General features: G+C 54.5%; 16 protein-coding genes and 1 pseudogene. 8 read left to right on the top strand and 9 right to left on the bottom strand.

What is annotated here, in order from left to right:
• Positions 1–68: 68 nt before the first annotated feature.
• Positions 69–752 carry a GntR family transcriptional regulator gene (locus QFZ34_RS07240; RefSeq protein WP_307278778.1) on the top strand — a complete coding sequence of 228 codons (684 nt, stop codon included), beginning with the start codon at positions 69–71 and terminating at the stop codon, positions 750–752.
• A 516-nt stretch (positions 753–1,268) separates the two neighbouring features.
• Here the strand turns inward: QFZ34_RS07240 and QFZ34_RS07235 are convergent.
• The gene (locus QFZ34_RS07235; protein WP_307278775.1) at positions 1,269–2,033 is read right to left on the bottom strand and encodes a FadR/GntR family transcriptional regulator; all 765 of its coding nucleotides are present in this window, start codon (positions 2,031–2,033) and stop codon (positions 1,269–1,271) included.
• Positions 2,034–2,068: 35 nt separating this feature from the next.
• Positions 2,069–2,839, bottom strand: a complete 771-nt coding sequence (locus QFZ34_RS07230) for an SDR family oxidoreductase (RefSeq protein WP_307278773.1) — start codon at positions 2,837–2,839, stop codon at positions 2,069–2,071.
• Between the two features lie 243 nt (positions 2,840–3,082).
• Here QFZ34_RS07230 and QFZ34_RS07225 point away from each other — a divergent pair, with 243 nt between their 5' ends.
• From QFZ34_RS07225 to QFZ34_RS07195, 7 genes and pseudogenes are all read left to right on the top strand, one after another.
• On the top strand, positions 3,083–4,063 hold the full coding sequence (locus QFZ34_RS07225; protein WP_307278770.1) for a substrate-binding domain-containing protein: 981 nt from the start codon (positions 3,083–3,085) through the stop codon (positions 4,061–4,063).
• Between the two features lie 45 nt (positions 4,064–4,108).
• A pseudogene (locus QFZ34_RS07220) lies at positions 4,109–4,601 on the top strand (ATP-binding cassette domain-containing protein); the annotation flags it as partial.
• A gap of 90 nt (positions 4,602–4,691) precedes the next feature.
• On the top strand, positions 4,692–5,639 hold the full coding sequence (locus tag QFZ34_RS07215; protein WP_370878720.1) for an ATP-binding cassette domain-containing protein: 948 nt from the start codon (positions 4,692–4,694) through the stop codon (positions 5,637–5,639).
• An 11-nt stretch (positions 5,640–5,650) separates the two neighbouring features.
• Entirely contained in the window at positions 5,651–6,640 is a 990-nt protein-coding gene (locus QFZ34_RS07210; protein WP_307278764.1) for an ABC transporter permease, read from the top strand.
• Positions 6,641–6,650: 10 nt separating this feature from the next.
• The gene (locus QFZ34_RS07205; RefSeq protein ID WP_307278762.1) at positions 6,651–7,544 is read left to right on the top strand and encodes an aldose 1-epimerase; all 894 of its coding nucleotides are present in this window, start codon (positions 6,651–6,653) and stop codon (positions 7,542–7,544) included.
• Between the two features lie 16 nt (positions 7,545–7,560).
• The gene (dgoD, locus tag QFZ34_RS07200) at positions 7,561–8,787 is read left to right on the top strand and encodes a galactonate dehydratase (RefSeq protein WP_307278759.1); all 1,227 of its coding nucleotides are present in this window, start codon (positions 7,561–7,563) and stop codon (positions 8,785–8,787) included.
• Between the two features lie 26 nt (positions 8,788–8,813).
• Complete coding sequence (locus QFZ34_RS07195; RefSeq protein WP_307278756.1) at positions 8,814–10,439, top strand: GMC family oxidoreductase; 1,626 nt, start codon at positions 8,814–8,816, stop codon at positions 10,437–10,439.
• Between the two features lie 562 nt (positions 10,440–11,001).
• Here the strand turns inward: QFZ34_RS07195 and QFZ34_RS07190 are convergent.
• From QFZ34_RS07190 to QFZ34_RS07160, 7 genes are all read right to left on the bottom strand, one after another.
• Positions 11,002–12,480 carry an aspartate ammonia-lyase gene (locus QFZ34_RS07190; RefSeq protein WP_307278753.1) on the bottom strand — a complete coding sequence of 493 codons (1,479 nt, stop codon included), beginning with the start codon at positions 12,478–12,480 and terminating at the stop codon, positions 11,002–11,004.
• Positions 12,481–12,482: 2 nt separating this feature from the next.
• Positions 12,483–13,880 carry a M20/M25/M40 family metallo-hydrolase gene (locus QFZ34_RS07185; protein ID WP_307278752.1) on the bottom strand — a complete coding sequence of 466 codons (1,398 nt, stop codon included), beginning with the start codon at positions 13,878–13,880 and terminating at the stop codon, positions 12,483–12,485.
• 40 nt (positions 13,881–13,920) lie between these two features.
• Positions 13,921–15,135: a trans-sulfuration enzyme family protein gene (locus QFZ34_RS07180; RefSeq protein ID WP_307278749.1), complete on the bottom strand. Its 1,215-nt coding sequence runs from the start codon at positions 15,133–15,135 to the stop codon at positions 13,921–13,923.
• 161 nt (positions 15,136–15,296) lie between these two features.
• Positions 15,297–16,073, bottom strand: coding sequence for an amino acid ABC transporter ATP-binding protein (locus tag QFZ34_RS07175; protein ID WP_307278746.1), 777 nt, complete (start codon positions 16,071–16,073; stop codon positions 15,297–15,299).
• 3 nt (positions 16,074–16,076) lie between these two features.
• Positions 16,077–16,988: an amino acid ABC transporter permease gene (locus QFZ34_RS07170; RefSeq protein WP_307278742.1), complete on the bottom strand. Its 912-nt coding sequence runs from the start codon at positions 16,986–16,988 to the stop codon at positions 16,077–16,079.
• Positions 16,989–16,992: 4 nt separating this feature from the next.
• A complete protein-coding gene (locus tag QFZ34_RS07165) occupies positions 16,993–17,889 on the bottom strand; it encodes an ABC transporter substrate-binding protein (RefSeq protein ID WP_307278738.1) in 897 nt (298 codons plus the stop codon).
• A gap of 843 nt (positions 17,890–18,732) precedes the next feature.
• A complete protein-coding gene (locus QFZ34_RS07160) occupies positions 18,733–19,608 on the bottom strand; it encodes a LysR substrate-binding domain-containing protein (protein ID WP_307278735.1) in 876 nt (291 codons plus the stop codon).
• Between the last annotated feature and the right edge of the window lie 18 nt (positions 19,609–19,626).

The raw sequence follows: 19,626 nt of genomic DNA, 5'->3' as shown, positions 1-19,626 counted from the left end.
CCCTTTAATTGTATGGTACTGTATGGTGGTTATTCGGGATTGTCAACGAGACGGCTACGGCAAAGAGCATGAACCTAGAAACCTTGAAGATTGACACTGGTGAAACGACTGCAGCGCAGGTGGAACGCGATCTGCGCGAGGCAATCATTTGCCTTGAGCTCTCACCGGGTTCGCGGCTTTCCGAACAGGAGATTGCTACCCGCATGGGGGTATCCCGCCAACCTGTAAGGGAGGCGTTGATTGCACTTGGCAAGTCCAAACTTGTCGAAATCAGACCTAACCGGGGAACCGTCGTCGTCAAGATTTCGGCGCGGCAGATGATGGAAGCCCGTTTTGTGCGAGAAGCGATCGAGGTTGCCGTCGCGCGCCGCGCCAGTGAAAGCTTCGACACGTGGACCCGCCGAAAACTTGACGGTATTCTTGACCGGCAGAGAGCTGCCATGGAAGCGCGAGATCACAACTCCTTCCGGAGGGAAGATGAGCAGTTTCACATGGCGATTGCCGAGGGTGCCGGTTGCGGACTGGCCTGGAATGCAATCGCAGATATCAAGGCGCATATGGACCGTGTCTGCAACCTGCAGCTGCGCAATCCCACTTCAATGAGCAATTTGATAATGCAGCATGAGAAGATCGTCACCGCCATCGACTTGAAGGATGCCGATACAGCAGGAAATGCGATGTACACACATCTGAACGGTATTTTGAGTGATTTGCCACAAATCGAGGCGGATAACCCAGGGCTTTTTGAATAGGAATCTCGCTGTTGCGTTCCGCCTGTTCTGATCCATGGATATGTCTCTGTGAGTTGGACAAAAATAGGGATGTGGCGGAGAGCGACAATCATCAGGAAGTGCAATGACTTCCAAAAGAAGGTCGAGCAGTCGTCTCATACTTGACAGCGCTAACGAGCCTACTGACCGTCAGGAGTGATGTGTCATCCGATAATAGGGAAAGGAGGGCTGTCCGGTTATGAAGCACGAATTGTCATTCTCACTTCACAGAGACCGTTTTAGCTGCTTGTCAACGGTGTCCGCGATCACGAGTGGCTGAGTTATAAACAGCGCGTGGCTAGCGGAAACCTTCGTAACCTCGAATCCTATCGTCGGTACAAACTCAGAGAGCATTGGCAATCCTTCGTTTGAAAATGCCGATAAAAGCCGATTTCCCACCCACTCCTATTGATTCCTGGAAATTACAATCACTCTTTAGAGCGTACGGAGATGATGGTTCTCCGACCACCTTACCGTCCTGGGTCGAGCCGCCGCATCTCACATATCGTGATTGCGATGCAGGGCGTGGGTGATCTCACTTCTGGCGGTGCCAATCAGGCGTTCCATGGCGTCACGAGCAGCGTCGGGTCGGCGCATACGGATGGCTTCCAAGACATCGCGATGCATCATGATAGCATGGTCATGAGATTGGCTGGCGCGATTGGTGAGACGAAAACTGGCTAATAGTGCGGCTCGAATTGCGGTTGCGAACTGGCGATAGACCCAATTGCCACTTGCGTTGATAATCGCCGTATGGAAATCGAGATCTGCCCTGCTCCACTCTTCCGTGTCGCGCGCATTGGCGTTAACCATGTCATCGAAAGCCTCGGCGATCGCTGTCAATTGCCGCGTGCTCGCATTTGCGGCCGCTTGAGCCGCAGCTGCAGGCTCCAGCAACTGCCTTGCATCCACCAATGACAGGTAAAAGCGATCATCCGCACTGTACCGCAATGCCGCGTCCAGGATCAGAGGATCGAGATAGTTCCAGTTTTCGCGTGGCAGTACGATTGTACCTGCACGTGTACGGGACCGGACCATACCTTGCGCAAGCAAGTGCTGCATAGCTTCCCGGATAGACGTCCGGCTGACATTGTATTCCTCTGTTAATTCGCTTTCGTTAGGAAGTTTCGAACCTTCCGAGATTTCACCAGATACAATCTGATTGACCAACTTTTGCAGAAGAACTTCCTGGACGCGCCGTTTTCCGCCGCCTCCGGAAGTGCCTCCTGCTGCAACGCCATCTTTCGTATCTCTAAATTGCATCAATCCCTCTTAATTCTTCCGCCTTCGATGGCGAGCTAGTCGTGATAAACAATGCTTCGGCCGCCGTCGATCGGTATGGTTGCTCCATTAATGAACGGCGCATCATCAGAGGCCAGAAACAAGGCTGTCTTGGCTACCTCGACTGGTGAACAAATGCGTTTGGGCGGATGAAGATCATACGTCTTCTGCCGCGCCGCCTCAGGATCATCGAACGTCTTCCACCATTCAACTGCCTTTTGCGTTTCAACATAACCAGGGGCAATAGCATTACAGCGAACACCTTTATCGGCGTACTCGATCGCTATGGCACGCGTTAAGCCGATGAGCCCATGCTTTGCAACGGGATAGGGAAAACAGCCTTTGATAATAGTAAAAGAGTGACTGGAAGCGATGTTGACGATTGCGCCACCACCATCAATCAATGACGGCAGAGCGGCGCGTGTCAGGTTCCACGCCCCTTTCAAGTCGACCGCCATGCAAGTTTCCCAATCTTCATCCGTCATGTTGAGCGGATCCCGAAAGACATTAATCCCTGCATTGTTTATAACAGTATCGATCCGGCCGTGGTTCGCAGCTTTATCGACGATGGACTGAAGCCGCCTGCTGTCGGTAATGTCTGCAACAGCGGACGTTGCGGACGCACCGCTATCAAGGAGCGCGCTCAAAATCTGATCAAGACCAAGCTTGTCAACATCGATAAGGGTCAGCCGGGCACCTTCTGAGGCAAATACTTCAGCAATGGCTTTTCCGATGCCCTGTGCCGCACCCGTAATGATCGCATGTTTTCCCGCAAGCCGCCCAACCATCTGCCATCCTATTTAATCATATTTATTGCATTTATCATATGATATAAAAATCCCCCTGCTTATGCAACCGCGCTCTATCGAACGATATAACGCAAACAAACTCTCCTTTTATCTAGACTTGCCAAATAAATCATATTTATATTGACAATAAATATGATCAACAGATAGAAGAAGGTTGCTCTGGAGGAGCTGCGCCGATCTCATCACAGATGTCGGCCGATATTTTTGAACCGGGAGGTTTCCATGTTACCGAAAAATAGCGCAAAGCTCGCACTTTCAGCTATTCTCGCCTTGGGCGGGCTAGTATCTGCATCTGCACAAGAAAAAGAGCTGAAAGTCGGCGCAATCTATATGGATGCACAGGGCTTCTATGCTGGTGTTCGCAAAGGCATTCAGACGGGAGCAAGTGAGGCTGGGCGAAAACTCAATATTATCGAGACCAATGCGCAAGGTGACGTCAGCAAGGAATCATCCTTCATTGACTCGCTCATCTCTGCTGGCGTTCAGGCCATCATCGTCTCACCCGTTTCTGCTGACGGTTCTTATCGCTCGATCCGTCGTGCGCACGACGCGGGTATCCCGGTCATCTGCTACAATACATGTCTGAATGACAAGGACATGGCTGAGTACGTTTCCGCTTATGCAGTAGGCGACCCGTTCCAGTTTGGTCACAAGCTCGGGGATGCGGCAGGCGACTATTTTATAGCAGCAAAGATGACAGAGCCAAAAATTGCGGTACTGAACTGCGAGTTTGTCGAGGTTTGCGTTACGCGCCGCAAGGGGTTTGAAGAAGCTCTGATGGCGAAAGTTCCGGGAGCGAAAATTGTTGCCAACCAGGAAGGTGCCACCCTGGACAAAGCCGTTTCGGTCGCCAGCACAATGCTTTCCTCCAACCCTGAACTTGATGCCTTCTTTGGTGAGGCAGGCGGCGCAACGCTTGGTGCTGCGCGTGCAGTTAAAAGTCAGGGCCGCACGGGAAAGACAGTGGTCTTTGGTGGCGATATGACCACAGAAATAGCCCAGGAACTTGCCGACAATACGGTGATCAAAGCTGTGGTGGATATTTCCGGCCAAGGTCTAGGTAAACTTGCGCTGACGCAGGCTATAAACGCCATCGACGGCAAAAAACCAGCTGATATTCGCGTACCCTACGATATTGATCTCTACGCCAGTGCCGATGCCGGGAAGCAGTGGCTGACAGCCCATTCCGATGGCGTCCCATAAAGATTGGGATTCAGTTTTCCCTTAGTAAGATCGCATGGGGTCATTATGCCTGCAGAAATCAACCATACAGCAGCCGACGCTCAATCACCCATCGCTTCGATCGTCGGTGTGACAAAGCGATACCCAGGTGTTCTTGCACTCGATAATGCCGATTTTTCTGTTCGCGCCGGGGAGGTCCGGGCTCTCCTCGGCAAAAATGGCGCAGGGAAGTCAACATTAATACGGATGCTGACCGGAGCCGAAACACCCGGATACAGGAACGGTCGCCATCAGCAGCCAGCCGCTCACTCACAGCGGTGCGCTTCGTGCGGCCGAAGCCTTCGGCCACGGCGTGCGCGTGGTTTACCAGGAGCTCAGCCTTGTTCCCGGCATGACGCTCGCTGAGAATTTATTTCTCGGCCGCTGGCCAAAACAAAACGGCATAATCCAATACAAAGCTATGGAGGCAGAGGCTGCGGAAGCCATGGCCCGCCTTGGCCTTTCGCTTTCACCGAGCCAGCTCGTTATGAGCCTTTCCCCGGCCGAGCATCAACTGGTTGAGATCGCGCGCGTTCTGCTGGGCAAGCCGCGTCTTGTCATTCTCGATGAACCAACAAGCTCCCTCGCTTCAGCGGAAGCTGAGAAAGTTATGAACGCGGTAAAAAACATCGCGTCCGAAGGAATTGCCGTCATCTATGTCAGCCATCGCATGAATGAAATTCGGCAGATTGCGCAAACGGCAACGATTATGCGTGACGGACGGATCATCGAAACGGTGGACGTGCGCAAGGCGGACACCAAAGAGATCGTCCGGCTCATGCTCGGATCGGAGTCTGCCGCGACCCAGGCACCCGCCTCCGTCGCCAGGGACAAGACCGTTCTCGAGGTGAAAAACGTCTCGCTCTTGCCGAAACTGAAGTCCGTTTCATTCGCCCTCAGGCAGGGAGAGGTACTCGGAATAGCAGGGCTGCTTGGAGCAGGACGCACAGAACTGCTTCAGGCGATCACAGGCATCCGCAGCCTGGACAATGGAGAAATCCATGTCGACGGACTCAATGTCGGCGCTCCTCACTACAGAAAGATGCTTGATCTTGGCGTTGGTTATACCCCGGAAAACCGCAAGGATGAGGGTATTGTTCCGCTCCTTGGCGTTGATGAGAATACACTTGCAACCAATTTTTCCGCTGTCAGCCGACTGGGTGTCCTGTCCGCTCGGATGATGATGGATGCCACCCGTCAGATAATGGAGCGCCTTCATATAAAAGCGGCGCAGACCAATACTCCGGTTGGCACCCTTTCAGGCGGCAACCAGCAAAAAGTAGTTATAGGGCGCTGGGTCTATGCCAACAGCCGTATTCTACTTCTCGACGAGCCCACCAGGGGCGTCGACGTCGAGGCAAAGGGTCAGATATATGCAATCATGCGGCAACTCGCTGCCGATGGTTGCAGTATCATCTTTGTGTCAAGCGAGATCGAGGAACTGCCGCTTGTTTGTGACCGCGCGCTCGTTCTGCGCGATGGCGTTCTGAATGAAGAATTTAAGGCCCCTAACATTGATCAGGATGCCTTGATGGCAGCCTGCATCGCGGGCCATTGACGGAGCAAACCATGGCAATCCAGACAACAAAAGCCGCAGCAGGCAGCGCTTGGCGCATCTCAAATCATATGAACGAGATCAGTCTTTTCGTGGCGATCCTCGTGCTCTATGTGGTGTTTGGCAGCTTGGCCAATGGCTTCCTGTCATTTAACAATCAGATCAACATTTTGCGTGATGCCGCAACAATCGGTATCGCTGCCTGGGCAGCATCACTGATCATCATATCCGGCGAGATCGATGTCAGCGTCGGGCCTATGGTGGCATTCATCTCCGTTGTACTGGCTTATCTCTTGCAGTGGGGGATACCCACACCGCTGGCCTTCCTGCTTGCCATCGCGATCGGTGCGGCACTCGGTTCGATCGCCGGCATATTACGAGCTTATTTCGATGTGCCGTCTTTTGTTGCCACGCTTGGCCTGTGGAGTGCACTGCGCGGAACAGCGCTTTTTTTGACTGACGCGCTCCCCGTATCAATTGGACGCAATGATATTGTCGACCTTCTGGATCAGCCGATCCTCGGAATACCGCCAGCAGCTGTGATCATGCTTTTCTTCTTCGCAGTATTTGCCTTCATCAGCCGCAAGACCGCGTTTGGCCGCTCCGTGTTTGCCATCGGCGGCAATGATCATGCCGCATTCCTGAGCGGCATCAATGTCGCGCGAATCCGCGTTGGCTTGTTTGCCATCGCCGGCGCAATGGCCGCCATCTCCGGCATTCTGCTTGTCTCCCGCCTCGGCTCGGGGAACGCCACCGCAGCCAATGGTTTGGAATTTGACGTCATTGCCGCCGTTGTTGTGGGCGGCACCGCGCTGTCGGGTGGACGAGGCTCGATGCTGGGAACACTTCTGGGAGTCCTGGTTATCACCCTGATCGGCAATGGCCTCGTGCTGCTGGGCATCAATCCATTCTTTCAGCAGGTCGTAAGAGGATTGATTATCGTCATTGCTGTGCTCGCCAATATCCAGGCAATCAAGCGTAGTCTCGCGCGCAACAAGGGTTGACGGTATCAAAATGCCTATCCTCACCCTTTCAGAAGGCAATCTGGAAGCCCGCATTTCCACCAGCGGTGGAACTGTTCTTGGTTTTTGGTTGCTGCAAAACGAAAAGCGGACCGCCCTTCTACGTGAAGCGAAGGACGACACCGCTACAGCGTTGCAGTCCGGATGCTACCCGCTTGTTCCCTTTGGCAACCGCGTCAAAGGTAACAAATTCACGTTCGTAGGCGAGGAATTCAAGCTGGAACCGAACACTGATTGGGATCCACATTATCTGCACGGCGAAGGGTGGCTGTCGACCTGGAACATTGTCGACACATCGCCAAGGGCGGTGACGCTGCGGTTCTCGCATCGGAGCAATGACACTCCTTATGTTTATGAAGCGGAGCAAAAGTTCTGCCTGGAAAAAGGTGGGCTTACCCTCAGTATGTCGGTTACCAACAAGGGAGAACACGCCTTGCCATTTGGCCTTGGCTGGCACCCCTATTTTCCAATGACGCCCGAAACCACATTGTTAGCTCCGGCCGAGCGCTTCTGGACGGAACTCGATGGTTGGCTCCCGGGTGAAGCCGCGGAGATACCCGGTGACCTCGACTTTCGCCAACCACGCAAACTGCCGCATCGCTGGGTCAACAATGGATTCGAAAATTGGAGCGGGTATGCACAAATTACTTGGCCGGAGCGAAATATCCGACTGACATTGAAGGCGGACAGCCTTTTCAGACATGCTTTCATTTTCGTCTCCGACACCACCTTCGATCCGGATTTCCAACGCGATTATTTCTGCTTTGAGCCGATGAGCCATCTAGCTGACGGCCATCACCAGAAGTCGCTGGGTGATTTACAGGTGCTGCACCCAGGAGAGACACTGTCAGGCGAAATCAGTTTGCGCCCGGAATTGATTGGCTAAGCGGAGAAAAATGGAAATGATACAGACAAGCGAAAAGCCAATACCGGCCATAACCGAGCTAAGCGATACAATCCGTATTACTTCGGTCACCACCCAAGTGGTCAACGCGGGATTGCGCAATTGGATTTTTGTCCGCGTTGAAACGAATGTAGACGGTTTGATCGGTTGGGGCGAAGCTACACTGGAATGGAAGACACGCGCTGTTGTCGGTGCAATCGACGATCTTGCACCATTGTTGATCGGACAGGACCCAAGGAATATCGAGGGGATCTATCGTCGTTTTATCAAACAGGGATTCTGGCGTCTCGGCGTCATCGGCATGACGGCCGTATCAGGCATCGAGATGGCCTTATGGGATATCTTTGGGAAATCGGTGGACCTTCCGGTCTGGCGTCTTTTGGGTGGCCAGGTGCGCGACAGGGTCAAGGTCTACACGCATCTCGGACTTGGGCAACAGGATGCGGTCTATGGTTCTTTTGAGCCGGCCGAAGTTGTGGATCGCGCGCTCGAGGTTATCGAAAAGGGATACAGGGCGATCAAAGTCGTCTTCATCCCTTATGTGCATATGACGGCCGATGGTCAATCACTGCGCCAGGTCGACAATTCCATGAAGGCACTGCGGGAAGCTGTTGGTGACGATATCGAGATCATGGTGGACTTCCATGGGCGTTGTGGTTCATGGGGTGCGGCATTGCAATTCGCCAAAGTCTTGCAACCATATCGGCCCATGTTCATCGAAGAACCCCTGCCCCCTCAAGATATCAAGGGACTGATCAAACTGTCACAGCATTGTCCCGTTCCTCTTGCGACAGGGGAACGTTTGATCGGCCGGGAAGAATTCGAGCTGCTTGTCGCGGAACGAGCAATCCAGATAGCGCAACCCGACATCTGCCACACGGGCGGACTGTTGGAGACAAAGAAGATAGCCTCCATGTGCGAAATGGCAGGGATCGGCATGGCTCCGCACAATCCTCTCGGCCCGATTGCGGGCGCGGCAGCACTCCACTTCGCGGTCTCGACTCCGAATTTCACCATTCAGGAAGAAATGTCAGGTGCCGTGTCATGGTACTCTGAAGTTGTCCGGGGGCCCATCAAGCTGGTCGATGGTTACTGGTCAATTCCACAAGCTCCAGGGCTTGGGGTAGAAGTCGACGAAGCGATAGCCGATGCGCATCCCTACAAACAAGAACCCTTCATCACACAGTCGGCGCTGATAGATGATGGCACAGTCGTTGACTGGTAACGAAGCGCGATTGCGGGGAGAAACCAATGTCTGAGAATAGGCAATTTGACTACGTCATCGTCGGGGGCGGGAGTTCGGCCTGTGTTGTTGCAGCCCGTCTGGTCACAGAACAGAAGGCGCGTGTGCTGATCCTTGAACAGGGACCACGCAATGCCAGTCAGATTATGCACTACCCGGCAGGCTACATGAAGTTTCTCGCCCGGGACACTTACCTGACCATGCACAAGACCAAGGACCAGCCACAGTTAGGCGGACGCGGCCCGATCGTTCCACAGGCGAAAGTCCTGGGTGGCGGGAGCACTGTCAATGCTATGGTCTATATGCGTGGTCAGGCCGCGGACTATGATCGCTGGAATGAAGCGGTCGCAGAACCGGGAGGCAATGACGGTCAGTGGTCCTACAGGGACATGCTTCCGTATTTCCGTCAGCAAGAAGACAACGATCATTTGGCCGGCGAATATCACGGTGTTGGCGGACCTTTGAAAGTCTCTGACCTTGGCCATACAAGCCCCATGACCCGAACCTACATGAAGACACTGCAAGGCATGGGCATTCCTTACAATCCCGATTTCAACGGCCTGCGCCAGTTCGGCGTTGGTTTCATGCAGCATACGATGGATTGGGAGAAACGACGTCGATGCAGTGCCGTAGATGCGTTCCTGGCACCTGTCATGGGCAATCCTCTTTTGACAATCGAGACGAGCGCGACTGTCACCCGCCTTTGCATGGAAAAGAACAGGATAACCAGCATCGAATATGTCCAGGGCGGCAATTCGAAAACAGCGACTGCGGACGTCGAAGTTCTGCTGGCCGCCGGGGCATATCAGACGCCGAAACTGCTCATGCTCTCAGGCATAGGCCCTGAAGAAGAGTTGGCGCGTCATGGCCTCAAGACTCTGGTGAGTCTCCCCGGCGTAGGCAAGAACTTACAAGATCACTACGAAGTTCCTGTCGTCGCGACAACGCGCGGTGCATTCGGGTATTTTGGTCAGGACAGAGGTTTGGCCATGCTTAGAGCGGGTTTGCAGTATCTTCTGTTCAAATCGGGTCCGGTTACAACAACTGGCGTTGAAACCTGTGCGTTCTTTGATCCGGACGGAAACAATGAAATACCAACGATTCAGATGTTTTGCGTCCCAACAGTCTATCTCGACCGCGACGTTCTGGGAACTGAGCCGGGAGACGGCGTGACCATCAACGCTCTGCTGCTTCGACCAAAAGCGCGCGGCAGCGTGACCCTTGCGTCAGCGGATCCATTCGCAAACCCTGTGGTTGACACGCAGATTTTTGGTCATCCTGATGACCTGCGACTATCTATGGCCGGGTTTCGGTTTGCCCGTTCCGTTCTTTCTGCCTCACCCATGCGCGAACTGATCGAGCGAGAAATCTTTCCGGGACCATACGTAACCAGTGACGAGGCGATTGCTGCGCACTGCAGGCGGACGGTCAAGACAGGATATCACCCGGTTGGGACCTGCAAGATGGGATGCGATAATGATCCGGAGGCTGTTTTAACCTCGGATCTAAAGGTGCGTGGTTTGGACAACTTGCGTGTAATCGACGCGTCGTTGATGCCCACAATTGTGAGCGGAAACACCAATGCCGCTGTTCTTGCTGCGGCTGCCAAAGCGGCCGACCTCATATCGAATTAATCCACCAGCTGGGCTTTGTATTGAGAGTGTCTTGACACCGATCCTACCAGCTTCCTCGCTTATCAACCCGGTACGGCCTGTCTCTGGAACGGCAGGTAGTTCTGGCACCCGACAGCTGCCAGTCCGCTTCCGGTCCTATCGTGTCATTTGGTGGCGTCTGTTCAGCTACCGCGCCATGCCTGGCTCACCCACCAATTCTAGATAGCCCGTCTACCGGCGGACCCCCGCTCATTGGATAGATCTGACTTCAAAGGCCCGCCTTGTAGGGGTCTGGATCAGCGACGCGGTACCCAGATGAGTTAAGCGCTTCATAAATCCAGCTTTGGGGCATATGCATATTTTATGGAAGCACTTTCCGCTATGGCACGTCACTGTGCGGCGGCAGCAGGATCGCGCCTTTCCGTAGCAAATCGCAGACGGGCGCTAACGATAAGCCCCACGTGGCGAGGCCCGAATCCCTACTCCCAACCCAAAGCCACACAAAAGGCGTCGATGTGATGCTGTTCATTCTTTCGTGCGCGGGAGAAAATCAGACATCGTTCCACCGTCACACCGTCGGAAGCTACACATGAGGGATCGATCGTGTTAATGGCTCATGTAGCTGCGCTTTGAAGTCGGCAATCAAGCGCTCGGAGCGTTCAGCATTAGTGAAGACGGAAGGGTCAGCAAAAAGGCGGCCTGAGTCCTGCTTGCTTATGAGCCCATACTCGACGGCGGCTTGCCCTATCGGCAGATCGTGTTGCGCGGCATGCTTGGCAACTGCGGATGCCGCTGGGTAACCGAAGATTGCTGCGAGAATAGTAGAAAGGGCGAGTGAACCGGAGGCATCTGACAATCCGCGTTTGCTGTTCACCTCGATCCCCGACACGCAGCCGGAGACAAATAGCGGAATGGCTCTCCGCATGAGCCGTAAGGATTCGCTGAGGGCATCCAGTATAACGGACTCCCAGACGTTGAGATCGAGCTCTCCTTCAACAGCTCGCGTCACCGTGGCATCGTTTCCGATCACACGGAACGCGACCTGCATCATCATTTCGGGCATCACGGGATTGATCTTGCCCGGCATGATTGACGACCCCGGCTGAACTGCCGGCAGCGTGATTTCAGCGAGGCCGGAACGGGGGCCGGAAGACATGAGCCTGAGATCCGAGGACAGCTTCGAAAGCGTGATGGCGATTGCCTTCAACGAACCCGAAACCTGGATCCAGTGATCCGCATTCTGCAACCCGTCGAACAAATTTTCTTCTGGATAATAACCTTTGCCGGTCAGTATCCGCAATTCTTCGTAAACGAACCGTCGATAGGCAGCCGAAGAAGCGAAACCTGTTCCGACCGCCGTGGCGCCGAGCGGTAAGCTCAGGCAGGACTTTTCCAAAACCGCAATGTCGTGTGCTTGTCGCTGAAAGGCAGCCCGATAGCCCGAAAACTGCTGACCAAAAGTGATTGGAAGCGCGTCCTGAAGGCATGTCCGAGCCAGCTTGAGAACGTCTCCGAATGCTCTCTCTTTTTCGAGCAGAGCCTCTACAAGAACGGCCAGACCACCCCGAAGTGATCCAAGTTCGTTACCGATTGCGATCTTCATCGCCGACGGGATAACGTCGTTTGTAGACTGCGCCATATTCACGTGAGTATTAGGATGCACAGGGTGAGACCCTTTGCGCCCGACCAGGATCTCGCTTGCACGGTTTGCCAGGACTTCGTTGATATTCATGTTAGCGGCAGTACCCCCGCCGCCATGATAAATATCCACGGGGAAATCTCCGCGTTTTATGCCATGCAGTTGCTCCGTTGCTGCCCTCTCGATTGCCTCGGCAATCGACGTTTCCAGTTCGCCTGCTTGATGGTTTGCTCTGGCTGCCGCTTGCTTGATCAGTAAGATCGCCGGCACAAATCCCTCGATGTCAGCGATGGTTCGACCAGAAATCGAAAAATTGTCAACTGCCCGGGCGGTCTGTATCCCGTAGGCGGTATCGTAGGGCATCAGGCGGGTCCCAAGAGCATCTTCTTCAACGCGGGAGGGGGCTAGTGGAGGAGTGGTCACGGTCAGATCGCCATATCGAGCTGGACCTGTTCCAAAATGCCCACCCAGCTGCGAGCACCTTTTTTCAGTCGCTCGGTGTCATATCGTTCGTCCGGCGCGTGGATTGCATCGCCCGGGAGGATGAAACCGACAACAACGCACTCGGCTCCAAGCCCATTGCTGAATTGCTCAACGAGAGGAATAGCGCCCCCGGTACCGCGAAGAACGGTCGGCGTGCCCCACTCCTCCTCGAGACCACGTGCGGTCGCTGTCAGAAACGGGCTCTCCTGTCGCAACACCACTGCTGAGCTACCCTGGATACCATCGAACACGACACTGCAGCCCTCAGGAAGGCGAGCATCAACATGGCGGCGAAAACGGCGTCTGATCTCTTCGGGTTGCTGTCCCTCCACCAGCCGGAAGGAAAGGCGTGCAGTCGCTGATCCCGGTAAGACCGAGCGCTCGCCGGGGCCCTGATTTCCGCCAGTGATGCCGTTGATATCGACCGTCGGCCTCCCCCACATCGCCTCGAGTGGAGAATATCCCTCCTCGGTTACCCCACCTGTCAGGTCCACCTCTCCCAACAAGCTAGGTTCGTTTGCAAGTTCATGCCATTGCTCACGTACTTTGTTGGGAAGATCCTTCACGCCATCATAAAACCCCTCGATCGTTACCCGCCCCTTGTCATCGTGAAGGCCTGCGAGAATCGAACTCAGGATGCGTATGGGATTTGCTGCGACCGCACCATAATGGCCTGAATGAAGGTCTTGATTTGGAGCGGAAATGGTCACCTTCTCGTGAACCAGACCCTTGAGTTGTGTCGTGATCGCTGGCTGGGTCTGCGACCACATCTCTGCGTCGCAGATGAAGGCAACGTCGCATTCAAGCTCTTGCCTATGCGCCTTGATGAAGTCCGGAAGGCTTGGTGAGCCGCATTCTTCCTCTCCTTCCAGCAGGACAATAATGTCGGCCGGGAAGTCACCGTAAATGGCCCTCCATGCACGCAGCGCTTCGATAAAGGTCCAGAGCTGGCTCTTGCTATCGGAGGCGCCCCGCCCGTAGAAGCGGTGGACACCATGCTCTTCCACAATGCGAGGTTCGAATGGCGCGTGTTTCCATTGCGTCTGGTCACCGACAGGTTGGACATCGTAGTGACCGTAAAACAGAAGGCATGGGCGCTTCGGACCAGAAGTTCGTGCCGACCGCGCCAACACAACAGGGTGACCCTTCGTCGGCACAACCTTCGCCGCAAGCCCCATAGTATCCAGCTCCGCCTTGAGCCATGCCGCCGCCTTGGCAATGGCGGCTTCACCCGCCGGCTCACTGGAGATAGACGGTATGGAAATCAGCTCTAGCAGTTTGCCAACCGCGACGTCAAAATTCTGATCGATATCCTGCAGCACGTCTTCTCTATTTGGCACGTCATATCCTTTATGTTGTCGAGCACAACCGCAGCCGATATCAGCCGTTGCTTGCTGCCTTCGTCTGCCGTCCGCTTGAAGCGGCTATGGTTTGCGCCACAACCGTATCGAGAAACCGCTCTATGTCCGCCCAAAGTTCCTTCTCATCTTCAAGGCCAATGCTCAGGCGCAAAATGACATCTGGCCCATCCCAGGATGTTGCGGTCCGAAAACCATCGATGGACATGGGAGCGGCAAGGCTTCGGGTTCCGCCCCAGGAAGCCCCGATCGCAAAAACCTCCAACGTGTCGAGCGCAGCGGCAACATGGGCAGCGGCTTCCTGCTTGAAGACAACGCTGAAGACACCGCTTGACCCGAGGAAATCTCTTTTCCAGAGCGTGTGACCAGGGAACGTTCGAAGTGCCGGGTGCAGCACCTGATCGACGACGGGATGCCCCTCGATCTTACCGGCAAAATCCAGGGCAACCTTCTCCGAATGACGCAGTCGCACGCCCAACGTCTCGAATCCACGCAGTACCAGCGATGCATCGTCCGGGGAAACACCGATACCCATCCGGCCAATCAACGAACGGATTGGTTTGAGGAGGGCCGTGTCCTTAATGGTAATTGATCCCATAAGCACGTCCGAGTGGCCCGACACGAATTTGGTCAGCGCCTCTGTGACAATATCAGCGCCATGTTCAAGCGGCTTGAAGTTGAGCGGCGTTGCCCAGGTGTTGTCGACACCGACAAGCACTCCACGTTCATGCGCGAGCGCAGCGATGTTCGGCAAATCTACAATTTCCATCGTTGTGGAACCTGGGCTTTCGCACCAGACAATTTTGGTGTTCTGGTTGATCTTTGCGGCGACGTCATTCAATGATTGCGGATCGAAAAACTCGACCCCTATGCCGAGTCGTTTCAAATCCGTTTCGGCGAAGTCGCGCATTGGCGGGTAAGCCGTGTCGGCAATCAGAATATGATCGCCCGCTGTCAGAAACGATAGAACCGCAAGCGCGTTTGCCGCTTGCCCTGAGGGCGTCAGGAAGGTCCAAGCTCCGCCTTCCAGTTTTGTCAGCTTCGCTTCGAGCGTTCGGGTCGTTGGCGTTCCATAGAGGCCGTACGAATAACCCTCATGGCCGCGATCACCACGGGATGCATAGGCCACGGCATCCTTGAACACAATCGTCGAGGCGCGATGGACGCCAACACCAAGTGGATCAAAGCCTTCCGTCGAGATTTTAGGTGTGAGGACACATTGGGTGAGATCGTTCATGAACGAACCTTTCTGAAGCTCTTTTGATCGCCTGGAAGCGATTAGAGGCGCGATCCTGCACGAGTGTTCTTAGCGGGACCTGGATGACGACATTTGAAACGATGACGAGGCGTGCTGAATCGAAACTCGTCAACGTTTTTGCGGGAGAACACTGCACCCTTTCACAGTACCTTTGACAGAAAGGCCGCTGTGCGTGGGTTCTTTGGGCTGGCTAGCATCGTACGCGGGCGCCCCTCTTCGATGACCTGACCTTGATCCATGAACACAAGGTGGTTGCCCACTTCTCGCGCGAATCCGATCTCGTGCGTGACAATGACCATGGTGATCCCGCTCTGTGCGAGATCCTTGATGACGTCCAGGACTTCGCCCACCAGTTCGGGGTCAAGCGCTGAAGTCGGCTCGTCAAAAAGCATCACTTCGGGTTCCATCGCGAGCGCGCGTGCTATAGCGACACGCTGCTGCTGGCCCCCGGAGAGCTGGCCTGGATAGCGATTACCGAACCCATCCAATCCGACACGTTTCATAAGCTCGTTCGCCTTGGCGCGCGCCCGTTCCTTTGGCCACCCTTTGACGTGCAGTGGCCCTTCCATGACATTATCCAAGGCGGTCATATGCGGAAACAACTGAAACCGCTGGAAGACCATGCCAGTCAGGCGTCGTTGGGCAGAGATCTGGCTTAATGACAGTTGATGGAACCGGCCATTGTGTTCCGTGAAGCCCTGCAATTCGCCCTTCAGGAACACGCGGCCAGCGGAAGTGCTTTCTAACTGGTTGATGCACCGCAGAAGTGTCGATTTCCCAGAGCCGGACGGACCGATCGCAACACAGACTTCGCCCCGCTTCACGCGGAGATCAACGCCCTTGAGGGCATGCACGTTGCCGTAAAACTTGTGGATGTTCTGCATTTCGACGCAGAATTCAGAGACAATCGCATTCATGGCCTACTCCGCTCTTGCTGGATGAACAGAAACGCCCTTACCGAAATGGCGCTCTAGGAAATGCTGGCCAACCATCAGCAGGCTGGTTATGGCGAGATACCAGGTGCCTGCGACGAGCAACAGCGGGATCGGTAGATACAGGCGATTTGAAATCGCGTTGGTTGCGAAGGTCAGATCCAGGGTGAATGGGATCGCCAGCACAAGAGAGGTCATCTTCAACATGCCGATGGCTTCATTTCCAGTCGGCGGGATGATCACTCGCATCGCCTGCGGCATCAGGATCCGCCACCAGATTTTCGGCGGCTTCATTCCAAGAGCCTGAGCCGCCTCAGCCTGACCGCGATCGATCGAGTTGAAGCCTGCCCTGAAAATCTCCGTCAGATAGGCCGACTCGTTGAATCCAAGGCCAAGGATCGCGGCGATCGCCGGCGTTACGATATACTTCGTTTCTACGCTGATGACCTCGGGCCCGAACGGAATCGCGATGCTCAGGTTCGGGAACAGCACGGCGAAGAGGCCCCAGAACAGCAGTTGTGTATAGATTGGCGTGCCGCGGAAGAACCACACCCACGAATAGGCAAGGCCGCGCAGGACCGGGTTGTCACTGTCACGCATAATGACGAGCAGGCCTGCGACAACAATCGCTACCGCCATGGCAATCACGGTCAGAAGGAGCGTCCAGCCAACGCCACGCACCACCTGAGGCGCGAACAGATATTTGAGGTAAACATCCCAATGAAAGTTTGGATTGGTCGAGATCGCCTGACCAATCTGGAGGACGAGAATCGCCAGGACTGCAATGGCAAGCCAGCGTCCGGGATGGCGACGTGGAGCAACAACATTGTGCGTGACGTCTCGTGGTCTTGTGGAGACCGGCGGTGAGCTGGCCTCCATGCTTTCGACATTTGAAGCCATGGTTTCAGATCTTGACTTCTGGATTGACCAGAGCTTTTTCGACAATGACAGAACCGATACCCCAAGTGTCGAGGAGTGTTTTATAGGTTCCATCCGCGATCAGCGAGTTGATTGTATCCGCGATAAGCTCCGTCAGAGCCATATCGGACTTGGCAACAGCAATGCCATTCGGGCCGTGTTTACTCAATGGACCAGACTTCGGCTCCATGGTTTCGAGAACACCATTTGACTGTTTGGCTGCGTAGCCAATGCCAGCCTCGCCGGAAACCGTAGCATCTGCACCACCTGCAGCCACACGCGTTAGTGTCTCAGGCTGCTTCGAGAAAGGCAGAACTTCGATTTCGGCCTTGCCTTCCGATTTGCATTTATCGTTTTCCTGGTTGATCGACCGCTCGAAGTACGTGCCGGACTGGATGGCAATCTTACGACCGCAGAGATTTTCTGGATCGAATTTGGCGGGGTTACCAGCCTTGATGGCCCACAGTGCGCCAGTGTCAGCATAACTTACAAAATTGACCGCGTTCATTCGTTCATTTGTGATAGAAAATGCTGAGACCCCGATATCAAATTTCGAACCCAAGGCAGGAAGAATTGCTTCGAACGCCGAGGTCTGGAAATCGATCTTGACGCCGAGCTTCTTACCGATCGCGTTCGCGATATCGACGTCTATCCCCTCCGGTGTCTGGCCATCCTTTTCGCTTAGGAATTCCCAAGGCGCATATGACGTGTCAGAGCCGATTGTCAGCACTCCTGCCGACTTAATTTTTGCCGGGAGGCGACCCGCAAGACCTTCATCGACTTTGATCGACGAGGTGTCGAAATTCTGCGCGAATCCTGTGGTGCTTATGGCGGACATAGCCAGCGCTGCAATGAGTGGCAGGCGATTGATATTTTTGAACATTGATGTTCCCCATCTTGTTATTGGAACGGCCCATCAGATATCTGGGAGCCAGACGATGTAATCCGTTGAAGACAATATGGTACTCAAACCCACTCGCCGTCCAACAATAAAATTCGGGTAATCAATTCCTGTAGGTTATAGGTGAACGTCAAGCCGATGGCGTTTTTCAGTGCAATGCGCTTAAGGGAAATAGGCTGGTACCTAGAACTATGGCATGGGTCGACCAGATAGTATCAACCTTATGAAACGAGAGCGCGACCGGTGACGAACTTAATAATAGACGCACGCACCTAGCCTATGGGTGCGGGCCGCGACCCGGTCGACACCAGAACAACGGACCCTACAGCGTGTGCATCGCTGATCCGCACCCGGGCAATTTGTAGACAGTCGTAGGTCATCGAACCCGGAGGATTTGTATAGCTTATGCCATAGCCCTCTCCATTTGCAGGCAAACTGCGGAGCAATTCGATCGAAGCCGCTCGGTGTTTTACGACCAGGTTGGAGCTAATTGTTTGGAATAGGCCCAGAATGTGACGATAGACAGACCCTGGTCCGACAAATACTCGGGCGATCCGCGATATATCGCTTTGGCTCGCTATCTCGTTCCAGGAGCAGTCCACACCTGGGGGCTATGTTGAAGGTCCGGGCCCACATCGCCATCCTTTCGGGCAACGGCATGAAAACGGGGGACCGGCTCGGGGAAATTGGTTCCCGGTCCTCTGGCGCCGCCCTGGCTAGCAAAAAGACGCGAGCGGACCTTTAGCGATAGTGCAGGTTCGCTTGTCGATCTGGAGAGAAAGTGTCGGCAGAACCTTGGTGCCCGCTATAGCCAGCGCGTAATGACTAGATGGCCTGCTTCAGATCATTGACGAACTCTTCAAGGTGTCGTGAGGCAATCCGGTTCGGCGGAGTGATCAGAAGCGTGCGGAAGTACAAGCCCGTTTCAAACGGAATCAGTGTCAGACCGCGACCGACATAGGGTTCGGCTGTCAGGGGATCAACAAGTCCGACGCCGATGCCTGCCGCAACCATGGCGCATATCGTTGTCGAGTAGGGTGTCTCCATCACCACTCTTACCTTTACGCCGAGCCCTTCGAAAACGGCGTCAGCTTCTTCTCGGGTGGTATCTTCTGGCGCGAGAGCAATAAATGGGACGCCATCGAGATCCTGTGGGCGTATCATTTTCAGCTTCGCCAGCGGATGGCCGCCTGGTACCCCAACTGCAACTCGAAACTGGGAAAATTCAGCGACCGTGACGCCCGTCTGGTCGATTTCATCGGCAACAATACCAAGATCAAATTGGCCGGATGCAACAAGATCACGGACAGTCGATGACATACGAGCCTGAAATGTGATGGCAACATTGGGATTACGGGACATAAATGCGCTTAAAGCCCGTGGTAGAACATTTGTGGACAGAGCCGAAAGGCAAGCGATTCTCAACTCGCCGGATCCAAAATCGCGAATACGCGCCGCAGCTCCTCGAAGGTGGCTTAAGCCTAGATAGGCATGTTCCACCTCACGGTAAAAAAGTTGACCTTCAGGCGTGGGATGAAGCCTGCCCTTTATCCGGCTGAACAGGTCAAAGCCAAGAGACCGTTCGAGATCCTTGATCATCTTGCTGACCGCCGGCTGAGACACATGCAAGACTTCGGCCGCTCGTGCCGTAGTGCCGTTCGTCATGACAACTCGGAAAATCTCCACCTGCCGCAAGTTCATCGCATACTTCCAAAAGTT

This window comes from Phyllobacterium ifriqiyense (assembly GCF_030817885.1).
GTDB lineage: Bacteria > Pseudomonadota > Alphaproteobacteria > Rhizobiales > Rhizobiaceae > Phyllobacterium > Phyllobacterium ifriqiyense.
Note: the sequence above shows the minus strand (reverse complement) of the source record. Positions and strands in the feature narration are given on the sequence as shown.

Excerpts from the sequence above, each read along its gene's own strand:
- QFZ34_RS07235 (WP_307278775.1), bottom strand. The coding sequence starts at position 2,033 with ATGCAATTTAGAGATACGAAAGATGGCGTTGCAGCAGGAGGCACTTCC.
- QFZ34_RS07170 (WP_307278742.1), bottom strand. The coding sequence starts at position 16,988 with ATGGCTTCAAATGTCGAAAGCATGGAGGCCAGCTCACCGCCGGTCTCC.
- QFZ34_RS07225 (WP_307278770.1), top strand. The coding sequence starts at position 3,083 with ATGTTACCGAAAAATAGCGCAAAGCTCGCACTTTCAGCTATTCTCGCC.
- QFZ34_RS07160 (WP_307278735.1), bottom strand. The coding sequence starts at position 19,608 with ATGAACTTGCGGCAGGTGGAGATTTTCCGAGTTGTCATGACGAACGGC.
- QFZ34_RS07240 (WP_307278778.1), top strand. The coding sequence starts at position 69 with ATGAACCTAGAAACCTTGAAGATTGACACTGGTGAAACGACTGCAGCG.
- QFZ34_RS07230 (WP_307278773.1), bottom strand. The coding sequence starts at position 2,839 with ATGGTTGGGCGGCTTGCGGGAAAACATGCGATCATTACGGGTGCGGCA.
- QFZ34_RS07205 (WP_307278762.1), top strand. The coding sequence starts at position 6,651 with ATGCCTATCCTCACCCTTTCAGAAGGCAATCTGGAAGCCCGCATTTCC.
- QFZ34_RS07175 (WP_307278746.1), bottom strand. The coding sequence starts at position 16,073 with ATGAATGCGATTGTCTCTGAATTCTGCGTCGAAATGCAGAACATCCAC.
- QFZ34_RS07210 (WP_307278764.1), top strand. The coding sequence starts at position 5,651 with ATGGCAATCCAGACAACAAAAGCCGCAGCAGGCAGCGCTTGGCGCATC.
- QFZ34_RS07180 (WP_307278749.1), bottom strand. The coding sequence starts at position 15,135 with ATGAACGATCTCACCCAATGTGTCCTCACACCTAAAATCTCGACGGAA.
- QFZ34_RS07165 (WP_307278738.1), bottom strand. The coding sequence starts at position 17,889 with ATGTTCAAAAATATCAATCGCCTGCCACTCATTGCAGCGCTGGCTATG.
- QFZ34_RS07215 (WP_370878720.1), top strand. The coding sequence starts at position 4,692 with ATGAACGCGGTAAAAAACATCGCGTCCGAAGGAATTGCCGTCATCTAT.
- dgoD (WP_307278759.1), top strand. The coding sequence starts at position 7,561 with ATGATACAGACAAGCGAAAAGCCAATACCGGCCATAACCGAGCTAAGC.
- QFZ34_RS07195 (WP_307278756.1), top strand. The coding sequence starts at position 8,814 with ATGTCTGAGAATAGGCAATTTGACTACGTCATCGTCGGGGGCGGGAGT.